Origin of the sequence: Rossellomorea marisflavi (assembly GCF_022170785.1) — a bacterium.
GTDB classification, from domain to species: Bacteria; Bacillota; Bacilli; order Bacillales; family Bacillaceae_B; genus Rossellomorea; species Rossellomorea marisflavi_B.
Map to the genome: position 1 here is coordinate 2,361,737 of NZ_CP081870.1, position 19,233 is coordinate 2,380,969.

The following is a 19,233-nucleotide window of genomic DNA, read 5'->3' on the forward strand; positions in this document are numbered from 1 at the left end:
GAGGAACACATCATTGAAGAAATTAACGATATCATTACTTGTACTTATAACCGCCATCACACTCGGGGGATGTCAGAGCGCTACGACTGACGGGGCATTCTTCCATGATTATTTCGTCAATCCATTTGCCTACCTGATTCACGAAATCGGCACATTCCTAGGTGGAAACTTTGGACTTGCTCTTATCGTGATCACGATTCTTATTCGTTTGATTTTGCTTCCATTTATGCTGCGCACCTATAAAAATCAGCAGGAAATGAAAGTGAAGATGGACGTGATGAAGCCTGAAATGACGGCTATCCAAAAAAAGATCAAAGAAACGAAAAATAAGGAAGAGCAGCAGAAACTGCAGCAGGAAATGATGCAGCTATATCAAAAGCACGGTGTCAATCCACTGAACATGGGCTGCCTCCCTTTAATTATCCAGACACCGATCCTAATCGGTCTGTATTATGCCATTCGCTCTTCTACAGAAATTGCCGATCATTCATTTCTATGGTTCAATCTCGGAGAGCCGAATATCGCCATGGCCGTCATCGCCGGAATTGTCTACCTCATTCAGTCGAGGGTGACCCTGATCGGCATGACTCCTGAGCAGCAGAAGCAGATGAAGATCCTTGGTCTTCTCTCACCTGTCATGATCTTCATCTTCTCATTGAATGCACCATCGGCCCTTCCCCTCTACTGGGCTGCAGGAGGAGCCTTCCTGATCGTCCAGACGCTTATCGGGAAAAAGCTTTACGCACCAAAGGCCGTTGAGAAAGAAGCGAAACCTGCAAAATAATAATGAGTCTGAAAAAGCTTCTTCGTCATAGCAAAACCCGGAATCACTTTCCTAATATAAGGAAAATGATTCCGGGTTTTTAATTTGTTTCATGAGCATTTAAATTGTTTCTAGCGATTGATCGGAGTGCAAGACGAAGAATCCTCCGGCAAGAGTAGCAGATGTATTACCCCGCAGGCTTTCCGAGAAAAGCGAAACCTTCCACGGAAATTCCGAGTGACTGAAAGAACCTATACTGATATTGTTCGCCATGAACCCTACTAGTATTTCCCAATCCTCTTTAGGATGGACTATTGAGCATTTCTTCTCCTCATAAAGGTTGTACCTGCAATGACCATGATGATGAGATAAAGATAAAATGGCAGCATGATATATCCTTTTTCAGTGGAACTATTGTGAACGGTTCCCGGCCCATTGGTTGCAAGGGCATGATCCTGTTGAAGATTTGAGGAGGCGTCAATCCGTTCCAATTTAGTGGATGTGATTTCGTCCCCGTCTCTGTTAAACAATGTCAGAAGCCCGTCCGCGCTCATTTTCTCGCTGATATGGCCATTGATTGGTTGGGTATAATGAAAGTCACTCGGAAGCCTGAAACGCTTCCCATCGAATGTGAACACGGTATCCTTCGGGATGTACTCCGAAGTGAATCTATCCAGTCCGTAATCGAGAAGCTTCTTCGTATCATCGTATATGGCCGGTTTAGATTGAGCCTTCATCGTCACGACGACAAGAGAAACGTCATCTTTTTCAGCCGTTGTTACGAGCGTATGCCTGGATTCATCAACAAATCCGTTCTTCCCACCGGTCACCTCAGGGTAAGGAAGCTCCCCCTTCACCATTTTATGGGCATTGTACAAGGTGGTATCCCAGCTTTCTGATGACCAATCCATGGATTGGATGCCAAAGAGCTTTTTGAATGTATCGTTTTGCATGGCGTACCGTGTGATTTCCGCCATATCTTTGGCCGTCGTATAGTGATTTTTATCGAATAATCCATGGGCGTTTGTAAAGTGGGTATGTTCCACTCCTGCCTTTTCTTTCAAGAACGTATTCAGTTTATCCACAAATTCATCCTCAGATCCAGCTACCTGCTCTGCAATGGCCACTGCGGCATCATTCCCTGAATTGATAAGCAGGCCTTCGAGAAGCTGTTCCATGCTCATCTTTTCCCCTTCTTCGAGGTATACGGTCGATCCATCGGTGCTGGCTGCCTTTCGGCTGATGGTCACCTCTTCATCAAGGGCACTATGCTCGATTGCATAAATGGCTGTAGCGATTTTGGTGATGCTTGCCGGGTACATTTTCTTCTCGGCATCTTTGGAATAAAGAAGGCTGTCTGTATTCGTATCTAATACTACAGCGGTTTCGCTGTAGACATTTGTAGGTTTTTTTGCGGGTGCCTCTTCGGCAGAAGCTGTTGTTGCAGAACATAAGCCGAAGAATAAAGCGGCTGCTGCGATTCGTTTCATCATGTCCACTCACCTGTCATTTCAATGTTTACACCTCAATCATTCTATCAAATAATAGAAGGGCTTAAACACTATCTCTATTGATTTGTTAAGAAATTGAAAGAATCCTGTCAGATAATGACATATTTTGCATACGCATGGAGTACGGATTTCCAATTTGACTGTGATTGTTCTACAATAGAGGGAGCAGATGAAACCTTTTTTATCACCGGAACGTATAGAAAGTCAGCATATTTTTTAAGGGGTAGATGAGATGAATACATTTCTACAAGTCTTGACGAGATCAGGAATCGGGTGGAGTGCGGGAGCAGCCGGATTCTTCACCTATCTACTGGCATTCGACCTGGGGTTTTTCATATCCGTCCCTGCAGCCGTCGGCACCAGCTTTCTCGCCTTCTACACCACGAAGCAGATCCAGAAGCAACTGTGGCTTAAGAAGAACGGCATCACCCGCAGGGAATATCTCTTCATCACCAGGAACCTAAAAGAAGCTAAAATTAAAATAAACAGATTGCAAAGGCAGCAGCTCAAGGTCAGATCACTTGGGGCCTTCAGGCAGATCCTTGAGTTGAATCGATTGAGCAAGAGGATCTACCAGCTTGCCAAACGGGAGCCCCGGCGGTTCTTCAAGGCAGAGTCGTTCTTCTACTATCACCTTGATTCCGTTGTTGAAATCACTGAAAAGTATACGTTTCTTGCGTCCCAACCCGGGAAAGACAAGGAGGCATTCAGATCCCTTCAACAGACGAAGACGACACTCGATGAACTCTCCCTTTCATTGGAGCAGGATCTGCGCAAGGTCCTCGCTGATGATATGGACACCCTTCACTTTGAGTTGGATTTTGCAAAAAAAAGATTGGAAGAACAAAAAACGATAAAATGATGACGACTGGAGGAATCCCCCATGGAACAACGTAAAGAATACTCGGAACTTGATCAGCTATTATCAAACCCCTTCGATGAGGGTCTCTCCACGCAGCCTCAGAAGGCCAACGGCCTCATGGAGCGCCTGCCAGAAGAGCAGCAGCAAAAGGCCAAGCAGCTCGCAGAACAAATCGATTACAAAGATTATGAGGCCATCCTGAAGTACGGGACGGCCGCCCAATCCCAGCTCTCCAATTTTTCGAACTCCATGCTTGATCACGTTCAAAAACGGGATATCGGACCGATCGGAGACGTGCTCGGGGACCTCATGAAGAAACTGGAGCTCATGAACCCCGATGAATTGAATTCAAAACAAAAAGGAGTCTTCAAACGGTTGTTCCGTAAAGTCTCATCATCCATTCAGGAAGTCCTTTCCAAGTATCAGAAGATCGGATCACAGATCGACAGGATCTCGGTCAGACTCGAGCATTCTAAAAAGACCCTGATGGACGACAATCGACTTCTTGAGACTCTGTATGAAAAAAATAAAGACTACTTCCACGCCCTCAATATGTATATTGCAGCGGCCGAATTTAAACGGGATGAGATTCAAGGGACCCTCCTTCCAACACTCAGGAAAAAGGCAGAAGAAAGCGGCGACGAGCTCTTATACCAGGAAGTCAATGACACCACCCAGTTTCTTGACCGATTGGAAAAGCGGATCCACGACCTTAAGCTGAGCCGGCAAATGACGATTCAATCCGCACCTCAGATCCGCCTTATCCAGAACACCAATCAGGCACTTGCTGAGAAAATCCAGGCATCGGTCCTCACGGCCATCCCGCTATGGAAGAATCAGATTGCCATCGCACTTACCCTACTGAATCAGCAAAAAGCCGTCACAGCTCAGAAGCAGGTATCACAGACGACCAATGATCTCCTTCTGAAAAACTCCGAGATGTTGAAAGTCAACAGCATCGAAACAGCAAAAGAAAATGAGCGTGGCATCATCGATATCGAGACGTTGAAGAAAACGCAGGAAAATCTTATCACTACAATCGAAGAGACCTTGGCCATACAGGCAGAGGGGCGACAAAAGCGCCAGCAGGCCGAACAGGAAATGGTGACGATGGAGCAGGAACTTAAGCAAAAACTCATCGAAATCAGAAAATAATCAAGCAAAAAAACCGAGTGATCATTGGGTCACTCGGTTTTTTCATATGGTATATTTCTGTTTACGGTGCGTCCGACCTCTTAAAATCGTCACCTTAACCCAGACACACGGTTAAATGCTACTGATCAACAGCTTCCTCAAAAGTGGGAAAAGCACATCAGGAAGCTCTGATACATCCGACACCAGGATACTGTAGTTCCCATATATGTTCTGAATCGTTTTCCGTTGACCTTCGTCAATCTCTCCGTTGGCAAGGAATACATTGATGACTTCGATTCCTTTTTTGCGCGCATCAAGAACGGCCTCATGGGTATCGACAATGCCATTTTGCTCGTAATCCATGGCAGCCGGCTCTCCGTCCGAGAAGACCAAAAGGAACTTTTGCTTCTCTCCTCTTTGAAGGATGCGATCTGTCATCAATCTGATGGCGAATCCGTCCCTATTGTCCTCTTCAGGATGAAGCTGCATGATTTCCGGACCACTGGACGACTTCAGGGATGACTGGAATTCCAGGACCGGTTTAAGATAGTTGGGCTGAGAATGGGAAGTAGCGGTATTGGTATCTTCCCAGAACCCTACCACTTCGTGAGGTACCCTGACCCCTTTCAAGGATTCGTGGAATAATGTGATTCCAAGCTTTGTCTCCTCCATTTTATCAAACATAGATCCCGAACAATCCACCAACAGGGAGAATACGGCGTCCAGCTCTGCGGAAGGATCATGTTTTTTGTAGAACAATCTGGGCACATCATCTGTAAGAAGTCTCAGTAGTTTTTTATTCAACCTGCCGAAGTGGAGATCAGTTCTTGGCTGGATCCTTTTATGCTCAAGGGTCTTTTCGATCATCTTCTGGAGCTTTTTCTTGTAGGTGAATACTGCCGCCTTATTCACACCGTAGGCTGCCTTGTCTTCTGAAGATGGTACATCTGGAGCAAGAAAGACCGCTTCTGCATAACGATTTTCCTTTCCATACGGGTGATCTCCCATGCCACGCTCTTCATGCTCTTGATCGACCGCTTTAGGAGTCTCGTAGATCTCACGGTCGGTTTGTTTGGATGTTCCCTGTACCATGGCCATGGCCTGGTCACCGTCTTCTCCTTCCCGGACACCTTCTCCCATGAGATCGGAGGAACTTCCCTGATCCAAATCGAATTGCAGGAATGATTCCCCTTTCTCTTCGGACTCCCGATGCCAGGTGCGGAACTCCTCTTCCATGATCTCCTCTTCCCCTGTACTCTCCTCCTCAAGAACATCATCGTTCGCAAGGGGATCCCGGCGTTTCAGATCATCAAACGTCTGGTCCGCCTCATCATCATATACATCTTCCGGGAGATGAAAGTATTCATTCAGCATGTCCTTCTTCAATACGTCTTCACATACCTCCACCATCTCCAAGCATACCTTTACAACGTCGGAGGTGGATTTCGTTTCGTATAAAAGGGCTAGCTGCCGCTCTAGGAAGGGCATCATGAGATCAATCTCATCCGAAATAGCCGCCGCTTCCTCCAGGGGTGATTGTGCATGAAGGAGCAAAAACAGTTGGTTGAATAAAGCATCTGTAAATACGCTTTTCGTCAAATTCACTTTTAGCTGCGCATCAAAATATTGCCGATAGATCCTTCTCCTCACACTGAATGATGCCTTCGTACCAGGTCGATCCGATTTGCAGATTTCCTCGAGTCTTACTTCTTCCCCGATCACAAAGAGCTGTTTGGCAAAACGCTTCACAGGTGACCGGTCGATTGCTCGTAGATATCGTTCCACCGTTTTCATTTCTGTGTGTTCAAGATTCCCGATCGTTCGAAGATACACATCACTTTTCAATCCATATGTCTCGTCCCTTTTATCCCGGTGATCCCAGAAATGACTGACATAGACGACTTCATTTTTCGGATCGAGATAGGAAAACGGACCATATTTCAAGGACATTTCAGCATTCTTTGAGAGGGTTTTCGCCAGGTCGGCCATCTCCATGAACAGAAAGGAATCGATGCGCTCATCATTGAATTGTATAAATCGATGCATGATTAACCCCTCATTCGAATAGTGTATCGGCAATGTTTTCGATTGCCGCTTTTTCCCTTTCATCTTCCAATTTATCTATGATCCCCCGTCGGATGGCCCGCTTTGCCGGCAGATGCACCGCCAGGTCACACGCGTCAAGGAGGGCACGTATGGAAGCCGCTTCTTCTGAGACCTGTCCGTTCCTCACTTGCACCATCAAGTCTGAAGCGAGCTGGACGAACCGGTCCACCACTTTAGGATCTGTAAGGGAGCTTTGAGCAGCTATGACCGCCTTTAATGTATCTCCTTCAATGTATGGCACGTCCACCACCACAAACCGGTTTTTCAAGGCTTCATTCATCGGGACGGTCCCGACATACCCTTCATTGATGGCAGCAATGACGCCGAAACTTGGTTCTGCTTTAATGACTTCACCTGTGAAAGGATTTGTTATGCTTCTCCTGTAATCGAGGACTCCGTTAAGGATTGGAAGTGTCTCGGGCTTAGCCATGTTGATCTCATCTATATAGAGGAGGTGCCCTTTTTTCATCGCCTGGATGACTGGGCCTTCAATGAATTCAATTACGCTCTTGCCGTCCTTCTCTGCAATTGTCTTGTAGCCAAGGAGAGCCTCTGCGTCAAGGTCAACGGAGCAGTTGATGCTGTGCATTGGTTGGGAGAGCATGGAAGATAGCGTATCGGAGAGCTTTGTCTTCCCCGATCCGGTCGGCCCCTTCAATAGAAGGTTCTTTCCCAGTGTCAGTGAGATCAGGCAGTCCTCAATAATAAAATCCTCACTTGAGGTATAACCTCCTTCCCTGACCAATGATTGGTCCTTTTCATGATGGTAGGCTTCCTTCCGTTCTTCGATCAAGCGGAAAATTTCATCTGGTAGTTGTGTTACGTTCACTGTTGTCATCCTTTCTGATTATCCATGGAACTATTGTATCGAAATGAAACAAGCACTGCAAAAGGAAGATGCTTTAAAGTGGCAAATCATACCTCGTGAAGGTACGCTGAATGGTCATGCCCGCTTTTTTATAAAGGAGTGCCGCATGGGTCGGGCTGTCACTGTCGACCAACAAGGCCGCATGGGTCATGCCTGCACGGTGTAACCCGTCAAAAGACTGCCGCAACAGTTGGAGTCCCAGTCCCATTCTTCGGTATTCTCTTTTCATGCCCAAATGGGTTATTTCCCCTACCTTCGTTTCACCATCGGCACGTGAAAGGACAAATCCGATCACTTTTTCCTTATCGATCATAAGAAGCCACCGATCGGTTGAGTCCTCTGGGATAAAAAACCGCTGATTGAATTCTTCCCAAGTGGAAGGATGATGATCATAATGATCCGCAAATATCTCTTCATAGGCTTCATATAGAGCACGTTCGTCGTTTCCGGGAATAAATGGACGGACGAGGTATGGACTGACTGGTACAGCTGTTTCAGTAAGTTCAGTGCTCATCTGATGCCAGTGTCTTTGAATGGAAAATCCCGCTTTTTCAAAAGCAATCCGCTCTTCAGGCGTATTGGCAGAAATGACGATGCTTTTCTCATTGATACCCTCAGATTTCCAGCGCTTTCCCGATTCGATCAGAGATTCGATCAGCTCTTCAATATAGCCTTCTGTACCCTCATCTTTCACGGTCAACACCAATGACGGGAGACGATGATCCCGATGGGTGAGAAACGATACCCCCTTCAGCACACCACGGACCCATAACCCGACTTTGTCCTCTCTTTCCGTTTTGACTACTAAGTCCCTGATCATCTTCAAACTTGTTTGCACGTTTCCATATACGGTTTGTTCATAATCATGGAATACACTGATCACCTCAGAAAGATCATCTGCCTGTATTGACCGTTTGACTCTGCTCATCCCTACACCTCCACATAAAAAAACTGATGCTTTCAGAAATTGAAAAGCATCAGCTTTGATCCTTACAGTACTTCAAAGTACTCTTTATAAAATCCACCCATTTTTCCACTTTCGTCGATGACGAAGTAGTAATCTTCGGATTCATTTTTCAAATCGTATACTTTCCCTGGAATCAATACGTTTTCCACTGTATATTTCGCTGCATCTGTATGTAGGCATTTCACTTTTCTTCCTGTTTCGTTTTCGGTCCATGTATGATGGATCATTGTTGAATCCCCTTCCTATGCTTGACTATGTTACTAGTATAGTCTTATCTTCATGTGAGTTCAATACTCCATGATGAAACCTTGCCGTCCGCTTTTCACATCCTGACAAAACGATGCCGCTGATGTAAACAAACCATTTTCGATTCGATTTCGATAGACGGAAACCACCAATGGAAACTGCTCTGGGTGAGGATCATGATGCTCACCCATCACGAAATTCATATAGATAACCTGCCCTCAGGCAGGATCCCGGTCCAACGCATGGACCTGATGAAGCATGGCACGAATCCGTTCTTCATCCATTCCGAGTCTCAAGAGCTGATCTTGCAGTTTACGATGATATTCCTCACTCACATAAGGGTGGCTCCCTCTCAGTATTTCAAGGGCATAATGTTCAGGCGGCAGGGTTTCAGGTGATTTCCGTTTTACGATGAATGTCAAGACGTCCTTATACACCCTTCCTTCGATCGTCACATCAAGAAACGCAGGCCGATACCAACCGGGGAGTACCCCTTCCCTTTCGAACAGGTAATCGACTGCTTCCTGATTGACCCGGTAGACCACGCCTTCCATGACCTCTCCAGGAACTTCCGTGATATCCCCCCTGCCTCCATCACCCACGACGAAAGAGTAGTCCATTCGGAAATCTTGTACGATTCCTGCCCCGAGACAGTCCTGAAAGTGGATATGGACCCCTGCTTTTTTGAAACGTTCCTGATCCATGCAGGATCCGTAGGCGAAGTACAGGGTTTCAGACGGTCTGTTTTCGAGGAAAGTCTTCACTTTCCAGTCACCCGAAGGAATCACTGAACCTTGTGCGTCTTCAGATGCTGCAGCAAATACGGTAGCCACATGGCTTCCGTGATCGGTGACTACCGTCGCTTCCGTCTGTATTGCCTTGGCCGGGATCACTTCTTTCATTCTTTCAAGCTGGTCGATTATGGAACGATCGACCTCATACAATTCACCGTATACCTTCTCATTCCCAGCGGTCATGACAGGCTGCCCGTCTAATGACTCAATGAGCACCCCGTCCACGTACGCTTGGAGTGAAATGGTTCGGGGGTTTTGTAAAAGTGAATGATGGCATTCATGCTTTCTCAAATTCCCATAAACGAATATAAGCATATATGGTCCCTCCACTGGTTAAATTCATTGTACTCTGCTCATCCATCATATCACAGAAAAAGGACATTGGATTCCCATAACAGAAGCCAATGTCCACCCGTTAAATAAGTAAGCGATTACATTTTGTTGGTATGGGAAATCGCCTTTTCACCCATTTCCCGTAAACGGAATTTCTGAATCTTCCCTGACGCTGTCATGGGATACGAATCAATGAACTCTATGAATTTTGGCACTTTGAACCGAGAAATCTTCCCTTTGCAAAAATCGCGGATTTCCTCTGATGTGCACACTAGACCAGGCTTGAGGATCACCCATGCAATCACTTCTTCTCCAAATGTTTCATCCGGAACCCCGGTGACCTGTACGTCCAACACCTTCGGATGGGAATATAAAAATTCTTCGATTTCCCTTGGATAAATATTCTCACCGCCCCTGATGATCATATCTTTGAGCCTTCCCGTGATCCTGCAATACCCCTCTTTATCCATGACGGCCAGATCTCCCGTATGGAGCCACCCTTCCTCATCTATGGCCAGGGAGGTCGCCTGTTCATTTTTGTAATATCCCTTCATGACATGATACCCCCGAGTGCACAGTTCACCCTGTTGACCCGGACCCAGTGATTTTCCTGTAGCAGGATCGATGACTTTCACTTCGACATCGGGTAGGGCCCGCCCGACCGTTTCCACCTTCACATTCAAAGGATCATCTGTCCGGGTCTGTGTGATGACCGGGGAAGATTCCGTCTGACCATAAGCGATAGTGATTTCTTCAGCACCCATTCGCTCCATGACCCCTTTCATCACTTCCACGGGACAATTGCTTCCTGCCATGATACCGGTCCTGAGAGTTGAAAGATCATATTCGTGGAATTCAGGGAGATTCAATTCAGCGATGAACATCGTCGGAACCCCGTGTAGCCCTGTACAACGTTCAGATTCAACGGTGCGGAGGACTTCTGCCGGACTGAATTCCTGAACGGGTACCATGGCTGCCCCTACGGAAACACATGCCATCGTTCCAAGTACACAACCGAAGCAGTGAAAAAACGGAACCGGAATACATAGGCGATCCATTTCAGTCAGATCCATGCACCTTGCGATATTATATCCATTATTCACAATGTTGGAGTGCGTAAGCATGACTCCTTTGGGAAATCCCGTGGTACCAGATGTATATTGCATATTGATCACATCATCAGGTTGGCACTCGGCCATCCGTGCGTTCAGTTCTTCGTCAACCTCCTCTTCGCCGAGCTTCATGATATCGTCCCAGGCATACGTTCCTGGATAACGCTGATCGCCGAGGACGATGACATTCTTCAATTTTGGGAGAGCTGCGCTTTCCAGCTGACCTGGGATCGCGTCCTTAAGCTCCGGACAGATATCATAGAGCATGTCAATATAAGAAGTTGTTCGGTAACCTTCCATCAATATGATGGAACCGCTATCCGATTGCTCAAGCAGGTACTTCAATTCTTCCCTCTGATAATTGGTGTTCACCGTGACTAGGACTGCCCCCATTTTCCCTGTAGAAAACTGGCTGATGAGCCACTCAGGAGTGTTTGTCGCCCAGATGGCCATATGATCTCCTTTGTTGATGCCAAGCTTCATGAATCCTTTTGCTGCTTGACGGCAAAGATCATCAAAGCGGGAGTACGTCCATCTCAACCCTCGATCTGCATACACCACCGCATCCCGATCGGGGAAAAGCGCCGCTTTTTCTTCAAGAAGCGTCCCGATTGTTTTTGTTAAAACCGCCACATACAACCCCTCCCAAATATGTAAATACAGCTCTTACGTGAGTAATATTATCATAAAAATTAGAATTTTCAAATAAAAAAAGGTATAATCGCAACTTTTTCAGGAAATGTTTATATGTCTAACTGCTGGCTCCCAGGCTCCGCCCTTACCCATGATTCAACCCTTCTAAACACGTTTCAACAATTCAAGTCAAAACCCGACTTAAGTTGTATTTTCAAAAAACCCCTTTTCAAAAGAAGTGAATGTATGTAGAATAAATAGAAAATATAGAACATTCTATATTTTAAACATTTCCTGGGAGGTTGCTCATGAAAATTTTAAGTAATGAACAGTTGGTCGCAGCGTATCGGAATGCTGAAAAGCAGGGGAATGATCAGGATTGGATTATGCTCCTGAAGAAAGAAATTCGAAACCGTGGACTGAGGCCTTTTAGGAAATCGTGATGAGACATTGAATGAGGAGGGTGAAGACAAATTTGTCTTCACCTTTTATTTTTGTAAAGCTCACCTTTCTTTACTTCCTTTCTTCCATTGTTCTTCCCCGATGATTCCAAGCTTATGAAACAAATAAGAATAGTAGTATACCTTTTTCTTCACTTTCATCGCCTCCTTTTCCCTTATCCAAAACTATTGGTTTTAATCATATTTTATGCATTTATACAAGTTTTAGTGCAAAAAAAATCCGATGCCCCACTGGGGCACCGGCAATACATTCATCAGTTCAATTAAAAATCAGAATCAGCCTTCAAGCAGAAGGTCTTCAGGATTTTCAAGCAGTTCCTTCACCATGGCGAGGAAGCCTACTGCTTCTTTACCATCTATGATTCTATGATCATAGGATAGGGCAACGTACATCATCGGACGGTTTTCCATTGTATCCTTATCGATTGCCATCGGACGTAGCTGGATCTTGTGCATTCCTAGGATCCCTACTTGAGGTCCATTCAGGATCGGAGTCGAAAGAAGTGATCCGAAGACACCTCCATTGGTGATGGTGAAAGATCCACCTTGGAGATCGGCAAGGGCAAGCTTGTTTTTCCTTGCTTTGGTTGCAAGCTCCATGATTTCTCCTTCGATTTCCGCAAAGTTTTTGCGCTCACAGTCTCGGACCACTGGTACAACCAGTCCATCTTCTGTTGAGACAGCAACACCGACATCATAGAACTTTTTGAGGACAATTTCATCTCCATCGATCTCAGCATTGACATATGGATACTTTTTAAGGGCAGCAACAACCGCTTTTGTGAAGAAGCTCATGAATCCGAGTCTTACATCGTGGTCTTCAAAGAATTTGTCCTTCTTACGCTTCCTTAGCTCCATGACAGCCGTCATATCGATTTCGTTAAATGTCGTAAGCATGGCAGCAGTCTGTTGGACTTCAACCAGCCTTTTTGCAATGGTCTGGCGGCGGCGTGACATTTTTTCGCGTTCAACCGGTTTACCATTATCAGATTTCGGAGCTTTTTTAGCTTCTGGAGCAGGCTTGGCCGGTGCAGAAGCAGGCTTGTTCCCATAGGCTTCGATATCCTGCTTGCGCACCCTTCCCAGTGGATCTGTAGGTACGTCGGAAAGATCGATCCCTTTTTCCCTCGCTAGCTTGCGTGCAGCAGGAGACGCAATCGGACGATTCTTCTTCTCGGTCGCTGCCGGCTCTTCTTTGGCAGGTTCCTGCTTTTGATCCTTCTGTTCAGGGGCTTCGGCTTTCTCTTCCGCTTTCTCCTCAGATGGGGCCGGGGCTTCCCCGCCTTCACCGACGACTGCGATGACTTGGCCTACCTCAACGGTATCTCCCTCTTCGGCTTTCAGTTCTTGGATCGTTCCCGCTTCTTCAGAGATGACTTCCACGTTTACTTTATCGGTTTCCAACTCTACGATATATTCGCCTTTTTCCACGTAGTCGCCCGGCTGTTTCAGCCACTGGGCGATTGTACCTTCTGTAATGGATTCTGCTAATTCTGGAACTTTGATTTCTGCCACTGTGATGTCCTCCTCTTTCTTATCGGGTTAACGCTTCGTTCAGGATACGTGATTGTTCTTTTTTGTGTACGGTCGCTTCGCCTTCAGACGGACTTGATCGCCTTCTCCTGCCGACATAATGAACGCTTACTCCCTCTGGTGCAAGCTCCCTCAGGCGCGGTTCTGCAAATGACCATGCACCCATATTTTTCGGTTCTTCCTGAATCCAGACAATCTCTTTCAGGTTCGGGTATCTTTCAAGGATTGTTGCGATATCCTGATTAGGGAATGGATACACTTCCTCTACTCGAAGGATATGAAGCCAATCCAGACCTTCCATTTCACCTAGTTTTTCTTCAAGGTCGATGGTGATTTTTCCGCTTCCGAGGATGATGCGTTCCACGGCTTCATGATTTTCACCCGTACCCTTTTGTTCGAGGACGGAATGGAACTCGCCTCCTGCCAACTCTTCTGCCGTAACGGATGCATGTTGATTCCGTAGCAGGCTCTTCGGTGTCATGACCACGAGCGGCCTTACCTCTTCTTTCTGCAAAATCGCAGCCTGCCTTCTCAACAGGTGGAAGTACTGACCTGAAGTCGAACAGTTCGCAACCGTCCAGTTGTACTCACCGCCAAGCTGCAGGAAGCGTTCCATACGTGCGCTGGAATGCTCCGGTCCCTGCCCTTCATAGGCATGAGGGAGAAGCAGGACCAGTCCTGATTTTTGTCCCCATTTAGCACGGCCTGCCGAGATGAACTGATCGAACATCACCTGGGCCATGTTGGAGAAGTCGCCGAACTGTGCTTCCCATAGAACCAGGGTTTCAGGGGCAAATACGTTATAACCATATTCATATCCGACAACGGCCGTTTCAGTAAGAGGGCTGTTGTGAACAACGAATGAAGCATGTGTTTCTTTCAGATTATGAAGGGGGATATACTCTTTACCGGACTGTTCATCATGCAGGACAAGATGACGCTGGGCGAACGTTCCCCTTTCGGAATCCTGACCGGTAAGTCGAATCGGAGTCCCATCCTTCAAGATGCTTGCAAAAGCAAGGGTCTCTGCATGGGCCCAATCGATCTTCCCTTTCCCTTCAAACGCAAGTCCCCTACGCTGAAGGATTTTCCCAAGCTTCTTGAAGACATTGAATCCTTCCGGCCACTGAAGCATTTCATCGTTCAAGCCCTTCAAGAAAGCAGGGTCGACTGACGTCTTGATCTCTGGCAGGCCATTCGCAACGAATTCAGGAGGAGCGAGGATTGTATCTGGATCATCATCTTTTGCTGGGACCTTGTCATAAGCAGCCTTCAGCATATCTTCGATTTCTTTATCCATTGCAGCAATTTCGTCTTTACTCACAATTCCTTCAGATAGCAACTTTTCCGCGAAAAGTTGCTTTACATTCGGATGTTTGTGAATGATCTTGTACATCAACGGATTCGTGACCATCGGTTCATCCATCTCATTGTGTCCGAAGCGGCGGTACCCGATCAGGTCGATGACGAAATCCTTTCCGAACGTCTTACGGTATTCATACGCAAGGACCGCTGCCGTCAGGCATGCTTCAGGGTCATCTGCATTCACATGGACGATCGGCACCTCGAATCCTTTTGCCGTATCGGATGCGTATTTCGTCGATCTTGAATCCCTGCTTTCCGTCGTAAATCCAATCATATTATTAGCGATCAAATGAATCGATCCGCCTGTACCATAGCCGCGCAGCCTACTCATGTTCAGCGTTTCGGCCACGACTCCCTGACCAGGGAATGCGGCATCACCGTGGATCATGATGGCATACGATGTTTCCGGGGATTGTTCCGGATAACCCTTATCTTCCCTTGTCTCCTGTGCTGCCCTTGTGTATCCTGCAACGATCGGACTCACCACTTCAAGGTGACTCGGATTATTGGCTAGTGTCACCCTTGCGCGAGCCGTCGGAAGCTGTCGGGGTGATATCTCACGGTCTGCACCGAGGTGATATTTGACATCCCCTGTCCATCCGAACGTAATCCCAATTGAACCTTCTGATGGAATGAGGTCTTTACTCGGGGCGTGCTGGAACTCCGCGAAGATCATTTCATACGGTTTGCCGACCACATGGGCAAGGACATTCAGGCGACCACGGTGGGCCATGCCAATATTGACCGTCTTGGCACCGGCCTCAACGGAGTGGCGTACCATCTCGTCGAGGAGGGGAACCATCGTATCAAGACCTTCGATCGAGAAGCGCTTCTGTCCTACGAATGTGCGATGAATGAACTTTTCAAAACCATCCACTTCGGCAAGTCTCCTTAAAAGGAGCAGCTTCTGATCTTTCGTCAATTTCGGGAAGAACTGACCTGACTCGATTTTCTCACGCAGCCAATTCTTTTCTTCTAGCTCGTGCACATGCGCATATTCATAGGCAAGTTTTTTCGTATATACCTTCTTCAGATGTTTGATGGCCAGAAGTCCGTCCGTGACATGTTCCGGTGCGTCAGGACATAGGAAATCAACCGGTATCTTCTTGAGATCCTCTTCGGTCAAGTCGAATGCGGAAAGATCAATTCTTCTCGTATCCTTCTCCCGGTCATTAAGAGGATTGATATCGGCTGCCAAATGGCCATATGTACGGATGTTGTCGGCCAGTTTGACGGCCGCCACCATCTTGCTCAGTTCTGTCGGCTGTGCCGGCAGGGAAAACGAAGCGTCGGCTGATTGGGCATCTGCCAAGACTTGTGCGTCTTCAGCTTTCGGTGGGCCCCATTGATCAAAAAGTTCTTTCAGCTCTGGATCTACTGCATCGGGATCCTGCAGATATTCTTCAAACACTTCGATCACATAGCCAAGATTGGGTCCATAAAACGATTCCCATGGTCCACCCTGATTGGTCGATTGCTTTTTCATCGTGAAAAACCTCCAACTGATTTGCCACTTAGTATTATTTGGATATCATGTATTCATCCCAATTCATATTATGGAAGAATAGTAAAATTTGTTCGTATAAAACGCTTACAAGGATATTTTATCACTGTAAAGGACTATTATAAAGCCCTTAAATCAAATTTCTCAAAATTTTTACTCTACAGTTCTTAAGGTGTGGAATTTCTTTGAGAAGGCCATCTCCCCTTTATTCCCATAATGTCATTTAGTTGATGCGTCAATTAACCCATTATTCTGAAATAATTTTATGTGAAGCGCTTACTATTCTTGCTCATCATGTATGAGGTGATAGACTTTTTTCATAAACCATCTTACTACTCTTCCTAAAAAAAACCAAACAATTTTTACTGAATTTCAGCAATTTTTGAGTTTGTCAGTCTGCGAACCTTCCGCCCATCGATGAATAGAATGTCTTAAGTGAATGATCCAAGAAATGAGGTGCGACGATGTTTCCATGGAACGTATTCCCCTTTATGAAAGGGATGAAACAGAATATGAATCCTCAGGAAGTGGATTCATACGTACAGGACATGATGAAAAAAATGTTTCCCGGCGGATTCGAGAGCATGATGAATGCCAACAGCACCATGGGCGGGGCCTCACCCCAGCATACGCCCCATCAAAGCAGCGAACAGAGTGTAAGCATCCCTGCACATGTGTTTGAATCCTTCGAGGATGTGTATGTCCGTTTTGAATTAAAAGATGAGGGACTGATGAAAAAGGTAAAAATTTATCACACCTCCAATCAGGCCATCATAGAAAACATCCCCTCCGACGGGGACCGCCAAGTCATGACACTTCCTTGTCTCGTGAAGAAAAAAGGGGCCTCTGCACACTTTCGTGACGGTATCCTGGAGGTGAAAATCCCTAAAAGCACAGATATGCAGTTTACAGAAATAGACGTCTCAGATCGATACTGAGACGTCTAGGATCAGGCTTTATTCAACTTAACTCGGATGATGGTACCCGTCGGCTTATTGAGATCGGCTTCAATGATCCCTCCGTAATTTTGAATAAGCTTGGAAGCAATGGCAAGTCCCAAGCCATATCCACCCTTCTCACGGCTCCTGGCTTTGTCCACCCTGTAGAAACGGTCAAAGATCTTCGGCAGATCGGTTTCCGGAATGCCTATTCCTTCATCCTTGACCTCGATGACGACACGATCCCCTTCATCATCCAGGACCATTTCAATCACAGAACCCCTATCTGAATACTTTACGGCATTATCGAATATGATCGTCAGTACTTGTTCAAGATGCCGAGGCTGCATGACAGCCTCCGTGGGGCCGGACAGGCCATCATTCAGTCTGAATGTGTAATCTGTATGAAGGAATTCGAAGTCTCCGAGCACCTTGCCGGCAACCTTACGGACATCCGCACGTACGTTGTTCAGATCCTGCTTTTCACGATCTGCCCTTGATAATTCAAGAAGTTCCCCCACCAGGCGCTTGATCCTCTCCAGCTCTTCCAGCGAGACTTCCAGGGATTCCTCCAGGATGGTCGGATCTTTTTTCCCCCAACGATTAAGGAGGGAAAGGTGGCCTTCAAGCACCTGGATCGGGGTCCTCAGCTCGTGGGAGGCATCCTCTACAAACTGTTGCTGTTGCTGGAACGATTTTTCAATCTGGCTCATCATGGAGTTGAAAATATATGATAATTCCGAGATTTCGTCAGCAGAATCTCCGATATCCACCCTCTCATGAAAGCCCTTCCTTTCGATGGATCGCATCGTTTCAGAGAGGTTATTCAACGGCTTGACGAATTTTCCGGCCATGATATACCCGATGAGCGCGCTGATCAGGAGTGCACCGATCCCGATGATGGACATCATCCAGAATAGATTTCTCATGACGGTTTCATACCGGTTAAGCGGCTGGATGATTTCCACATATCCATTGAATTCACTGGAACGGATCGGAGACCTTCCGATCAGCATCTTCTTGTTTTCAGACTCGATGAGATGAACGGATTTTCCTCTGACCGGCTCGAATGGGACATAGAATGATGTATCACTTTCCCCGCGGATCTCGAGGACCTGGTTCCCTTCTGTATCAAGGATCCTGATTGTTTGATCCTTTTCGGCAATCTGCTTCATGAGATCCTGGCTGTCAAAGATGTCCTGTTTCTGGATATTCGGCCCACGCTGTTTGAAGAAGACGGTGATTTCGTCCAGCACGCGGCCGAAACTGCTCTCTTCTTCATTGATGAGCCATTTATCAATGGCATGATATTGGAAGAAACTGAATAAAAAAAAGGCTAAAAAGATAGCAGAACCAGCCGCCAATGCCCATTTAACCTTTAAAGACGTATGTTTGAACCGATAAACCAGTTTATTCATGATCTCATCACGTAACCGGTGCCCCGTACCGTCTGGATGTAACTGTCATCCCCGGGACCATCAATCTTATTCCGTAAGTACCGGACATAGACGTCTACGACATTTGTTTCGACTTCCGTATCATATCCCCATACCTTGTTCAGGAGCACTTCCCTCGTCAAGACAATATTCTGATTCTCCATGAACGCAAGGAGAAGATCGTACTCCCTCTTCGTCACTTCAATTTCCCTATCGCCTTTCAGCACCTGCCTGGATTCCTTTTTCACAACAAGATCACGATAGGAGAAGCTCGTTTGATGTGAGAGCTGAGCTTCGTTTTCTGACCGGCGGAAAACGGCCCTCAACCTGGCAAGGAGTTCTTCGATGGCAAAAGGTTTGATGATATAATCATCCGCGCCGCTGTCAAGTCCCGAGACCCGGTCCATCACACTGTCACGGGCCGTGATCATGAGAATCGGGGTCGCCTTGACCTGACGGATCCTGCGGCATACTTCCAAACCGCTCAGACTCGGAAGCATGAGATCAAGGAGGATGATATCCCATTCCTGATTCAATGCAAGGTCCAACCCTTCGCGGCCATCATAGGCCTGCCCGATCTCATAGCCTTCATATGTCAATTCAAGCTCGATGAATCGGGACAGATTTTTTTCATCTTCTATTACTAATATTCGTTTCACACCATCAC

17 protein-coding genes are annotated in these 19,233 nt (G+C 46.6%); 5 read left to right on the forward strand and 12 right to left on the reverse strand.

The window, feature by feature from the left end:
• Positions 1 to 13 precede the first annotated feature (13 nt).
• A complete protein-coding gene (gene yidC, locus K6T23_RS12325) occupies positions 14 to 784 on the forward strand; it encodes a membrane protein insertase YidC (RefSeq protein ID WP_079516186.1) in 771 nt (256 codons plus the stop codon).
• A 290-nt stretch (positions 785 to 1,074) separates the two neighbouring features.
• Here yidC and K6T23_RS12330 read toward each other — a convergent pair whose 3' ends face one another.
• Positions 1,075 to 2,256 carry a D-alanyl-D-alanine carboxypeptidase family protein gene (locus K6T23_RS12330; protein WP_148984337.1) on the reverse strand — a complete coding sequence of 394 codons (1,182 nt, stop codon included), beginning with the start codon at positions 2,254 to 2,256 and terminating at the stop codon, positions 1,075 to 1,077.
• 250 nt (positions 2,257 to 2,506) lie between these two features.
• On the opposite strand from K6T23_RS12330, the gene K6T23_RS12335 reads away from it, so the two are divergent.
• Positions 2,507 to 3,136 (forward strand): 5-bromo-4-chloroindolyl phosphate hydrolysis family protein, encoded by a 630-nt coding sequence (locus tag K6T23_RS12335; protein ID WP_238281203.1) that lies wholly within the window; start codon positions 2,507 to 2,509, stop codon positions 3,134 to 3,136.
• 21 nt (positions 3,137 to 3,157) lie between these two features.
• Positions 3,158 to 4,291 carry a toxic anion resistance protein gene (locus tag K6T23_RS12340; RefSeq protein WP_048014426.1) on the forward strand — a complete coding sequence of 378 codons (1,134 nt, stop codon included), beginning with the start codon at positions 3,158 to 3,160 and terminating at the stop codon, positions 4,289 to 4,291.
• A 111-nt stretch (positions 4,292 to 4,402) separates the two neighbouring features.
• On the opposite strand, the gene K6T23_RS12345 is transcribed toward K6T23_RS12340, so the two are convergent.
• The 7 genes from K6T23_RS12345 to K6T23_RS12375 all read right to left on the reverse strand — a co-directional run bounded on the left by K6T23_RS12345 (position 4,403) and on the right by K6T23_RS12375 (position 11,335).
• A complete protein-coding gene (locus K6T23_RS12345; protein WP_238281204.1) occupies positions 4,403 to 6,316 on the reverse strand; it encodes a vWA domain-containing protein in 1,914 nt (637 codons plus the stop codon).
• Between the two features lie 10 nt (positions 6,317 to 6,326).
• Complete coding sequence (locus K6T23_RS12350; protein ID WP_048014424.1) at positions 6,327 to 7,214, reverse strand: ATP-binding protein; 888 nt, start codon at positions 7,212 to 7,214, stop codon at positions 6,327 to 6,329.
• 64 nt (positions 7,215 to 7,278) lie between these two features.
• Positions 7,279 to 8,172, reverse strand: a complete 894-nt coding sequence (locus tag K6T23_RS12355; protein ID WP_238281205.1) for a GNAT family N-acetyltransferase — start codon at positions 8,170 to 8,172, stop codon at positions 7,279 to 7,281.
• A gap of 62 nt (positions 8,173 to 8,234) precedes the next feature.
• Positions 8,235 to 8,438, reverse strand: a complete 204-nt coding sequence (locus K6T23_RS12360; protein WP_048014422.1) for a DUF6501 family protein — start codon at positions 8,436 to 8,438, stop codon at positions 8,235 to 8,237.
• Between the two features lie 60 nt (positions 8,439 to 8,498).
• Positions 8,499 to 8,660 carry a hypothetical protein gene (locus K6T23_RS12365; protein WP_238281206.1) on the reverse strand — a complete coding sequence of 54 codons (162 nt, stop codon included), beginning with the start codon at positions 8,658 to 8,660 and terminating at the stop codon, positions 8,499 to 8,501.
• Between the two features lie 15 nt (positions 8,661 to 8,675).
• Positions 8,676 to 9,566, reverse strand: a complete 891-nt coding sequence (locus K6T23_RS12370) for a gamma-glutamylcyclotransferase family protein (RefSeq protein WP_238281208.1) — start codon at positions 9,564 to 9,566, stop codon at positions 8,676 to 8,678.
• Positions 9,567 to 9,682: 116 nt separating this feature from the next.
• Positions 9,683 to 11,335: an AMP-binding protein gene (locus K6T23_RS12375; RefSeq protein ID WP_238281210.1), complete on the reverse strand. Its 1,653-nt coding sequence runs from the start codon at positions 11,333 to 11,335 to the stop codon at positions 9,683 to 9,685.
• A 302-nt stretch (positions 11,336 to 11,637) separates the two neighbouring features.
• Here K6T23_RS12375 and sda point away from each other — a divergent pair, with 302 nt between their 5' ends.
• Complete coding sequence (sda, locus tag K6T23_RS12380; protein ID WP_048003790.1) at positions 11,638 to 11,772, forward strand: sporulation histidine kinase inhibitor Sda; 135 nt, start codon at positions 11,638 to 11,640, stop codon at positions 11,770 to 11,772.
• 294 nt (positions 11,773 to 12,066) lie between these two features.
• Here the strand turns inward: sda and odhB are convergent, their stop codons facing one another.
• Together odhB and K6T23_RS12390 are read right to left on the reverse strand one after the other, a co-directional pair.
• Positions 12,067 to 13,305, reverse strand: a complete 1,239-nt coding sequence (odhB, locus tag K6T23_RS12385; protein WP_056536153.1) for a 2-oxoglutarate dehydrogenase complex dihydrolipoyllysine-residue succinyltransferase — start codon at positions 13,303 to 13,305, stop codon at positions 12,067 to 12,069.
• A 19-nt stretch (positions 13,306 to 13,324) separates the two neighbouring features.
• Positions 13,325 to 16,174, reverse strand: coding sequence for a 2-oxoglutarate dehydrogenase E1 component (locus K6T23_RS12390; protein ID WP_238281212.1), 2,850 nt, complete (start codon positions 16,172 to 16,174; stop codon positions 13,325 to 13,327).
• A 509-nt stretch (positions 16,175 to 16,683) separates the two neighbouring features.
• Between K6T23_RS12390 and K6T23_RS12395 the strand changes: the two genes are divergently transcribed.
• The gene (locus K6T23_RS12395) at positions 16,684 to 17,130 is read left to right on the forward strand and encodes an Hsp20/alpha crystallin family protein (RefSeq protein ID WP_238281215.1); all 447 of its coding nucleotides are present in this window, start codon (positions 16,684 to 16,686) and stop codon (positions 17,128 to 17,130) included.
• 11 nt (positions 17,131 to 17,141) lie between these two features.
• Here K6T23_RS12395 and K6T23_RS12400 read toward each other — a convergent pair whose 3' ends face one another.
• Both K6T23_RS12400 and K6T23_RS12405 read right to left on the reverse strand, forming a co-directional pair.
• Positions 17,142 to 18,548, reverse strand: a complete 1,407-nt coding sequence (locus K6T23_RS12400) for a HAMP domain-containing sensor histidine kinase (RefSeq protein ID WP_048012852.1) — start codon at positions 18,546 to 18,548, stop codon at positions 17,142 to 17,144.
• The gene (locus K6T23_RS12405; RefSeq protein WP_053426895.1) at positions 18,545 to 19,225 is read right to left on the reverse strand and encodes a response regulator transcription factor; all 681 of its coding nucleotides are present in this window, start codon (positions 19,223 to 19,225) and stop codon (positions 18,545 to 18,547) included. Before K6T23_RS12405 ends, K6T23_RS12400 begins: the two co-directional genes overlap by 4 nt.
• Positions 19,226 to 19,233: the final 8 nt, after the last annotated feature.

Bases quoted from the DNA above. Each gene is read 5' to 3' on its own strand.
- K6T23_RS12370 (WP_238281208.1), bottom strand. From the start codon at position 9,566: ATGCTTATATTCGTTTATGGGAATTTGAGAAAGCATGAATGCCATCAT.
- K6T23_RS12355 (WP_238281205.1), bottom strand. From the start codon at position 8,172: ATGAGCAGAGTCAAACGGTCAATACAGGCAGATGATCTTTCTGAGGTG.
- K6T23_RS12360 (WP_048014422.1), bottom strand. From the start codon at position 8,438: ATGATCCATCATACATGGACCGAAAACGAAACAGGAAGAAAAGTGAAA.
- K6T23_RS12330 (WP_148984337.1), bottom strand. From the start codon at position 2,256: ATGATGAAACGAATCGCAGCAGCCGCTTTATTCTTCGGCTTATGTTCT.
- K6T23_RS12390 (WP_238281212.1), bottom strand. From the start codon at position 16,174: ATGAAAAAGCAATCGACCAATCAGGGTGGACCATGGGAATCGTTTTAT.
- K6T23_RS12345 (WP_238281204.1), bottom strand. From the start codon at position 6,316: ATGCATCGATTTATACAATTCAATGATGAGCGCATCGATTCCTTTCTG.
- K6T23_RS12395 (WP_238281215.1), top strand. From the start codon at position 16,684: ATGAAAGGGATGAAACAGAATATGAATCCTCAGGAAGTGGATTCATAC.
- K6T23_RS12350 (WP_048014424.1), bottom strand. From the start codon at position 7,214: ATGACAACAGTGAACGTAACACAACTACCAGATGAAATTTTCCGCTTG.
- K6T23_RS12365 (WP_238281206.1), bottom strand. From the start codon at position 8,660: ATGAATTTCGTGATGGGTGAGCATCATGATCCTCACCCAGAGCAGTTT.
- sda (WP_048003790.1), top strand. From the start codon at position 11,638: ATGAAAATTTTAAGTAATGAACAGTTGGTCGCAGCGTATCGGAATGCT.
- K6T23_RS12340 (WP_048014426.1), top strand. From the start codon at position 3,158: ATGGAACAACGTAAAGAATACTCGGAACTTGATCAGCTATTATCAAAC.
- K6T23_RS12335 (WP_238281203.1), top strand. From the start codon at position 2,507: ATGAATACATTTCTACAAGTCTTGACGAGATCAGGAATCGGGTGGAGT.
- K6T23_RS12400 (WP_048012852.1), bottom strand. From the start codon at position 18,548: ATGAATAAACTGGTTTATCGGTTCAAACATACGTCTTTAAAGGTTAAA.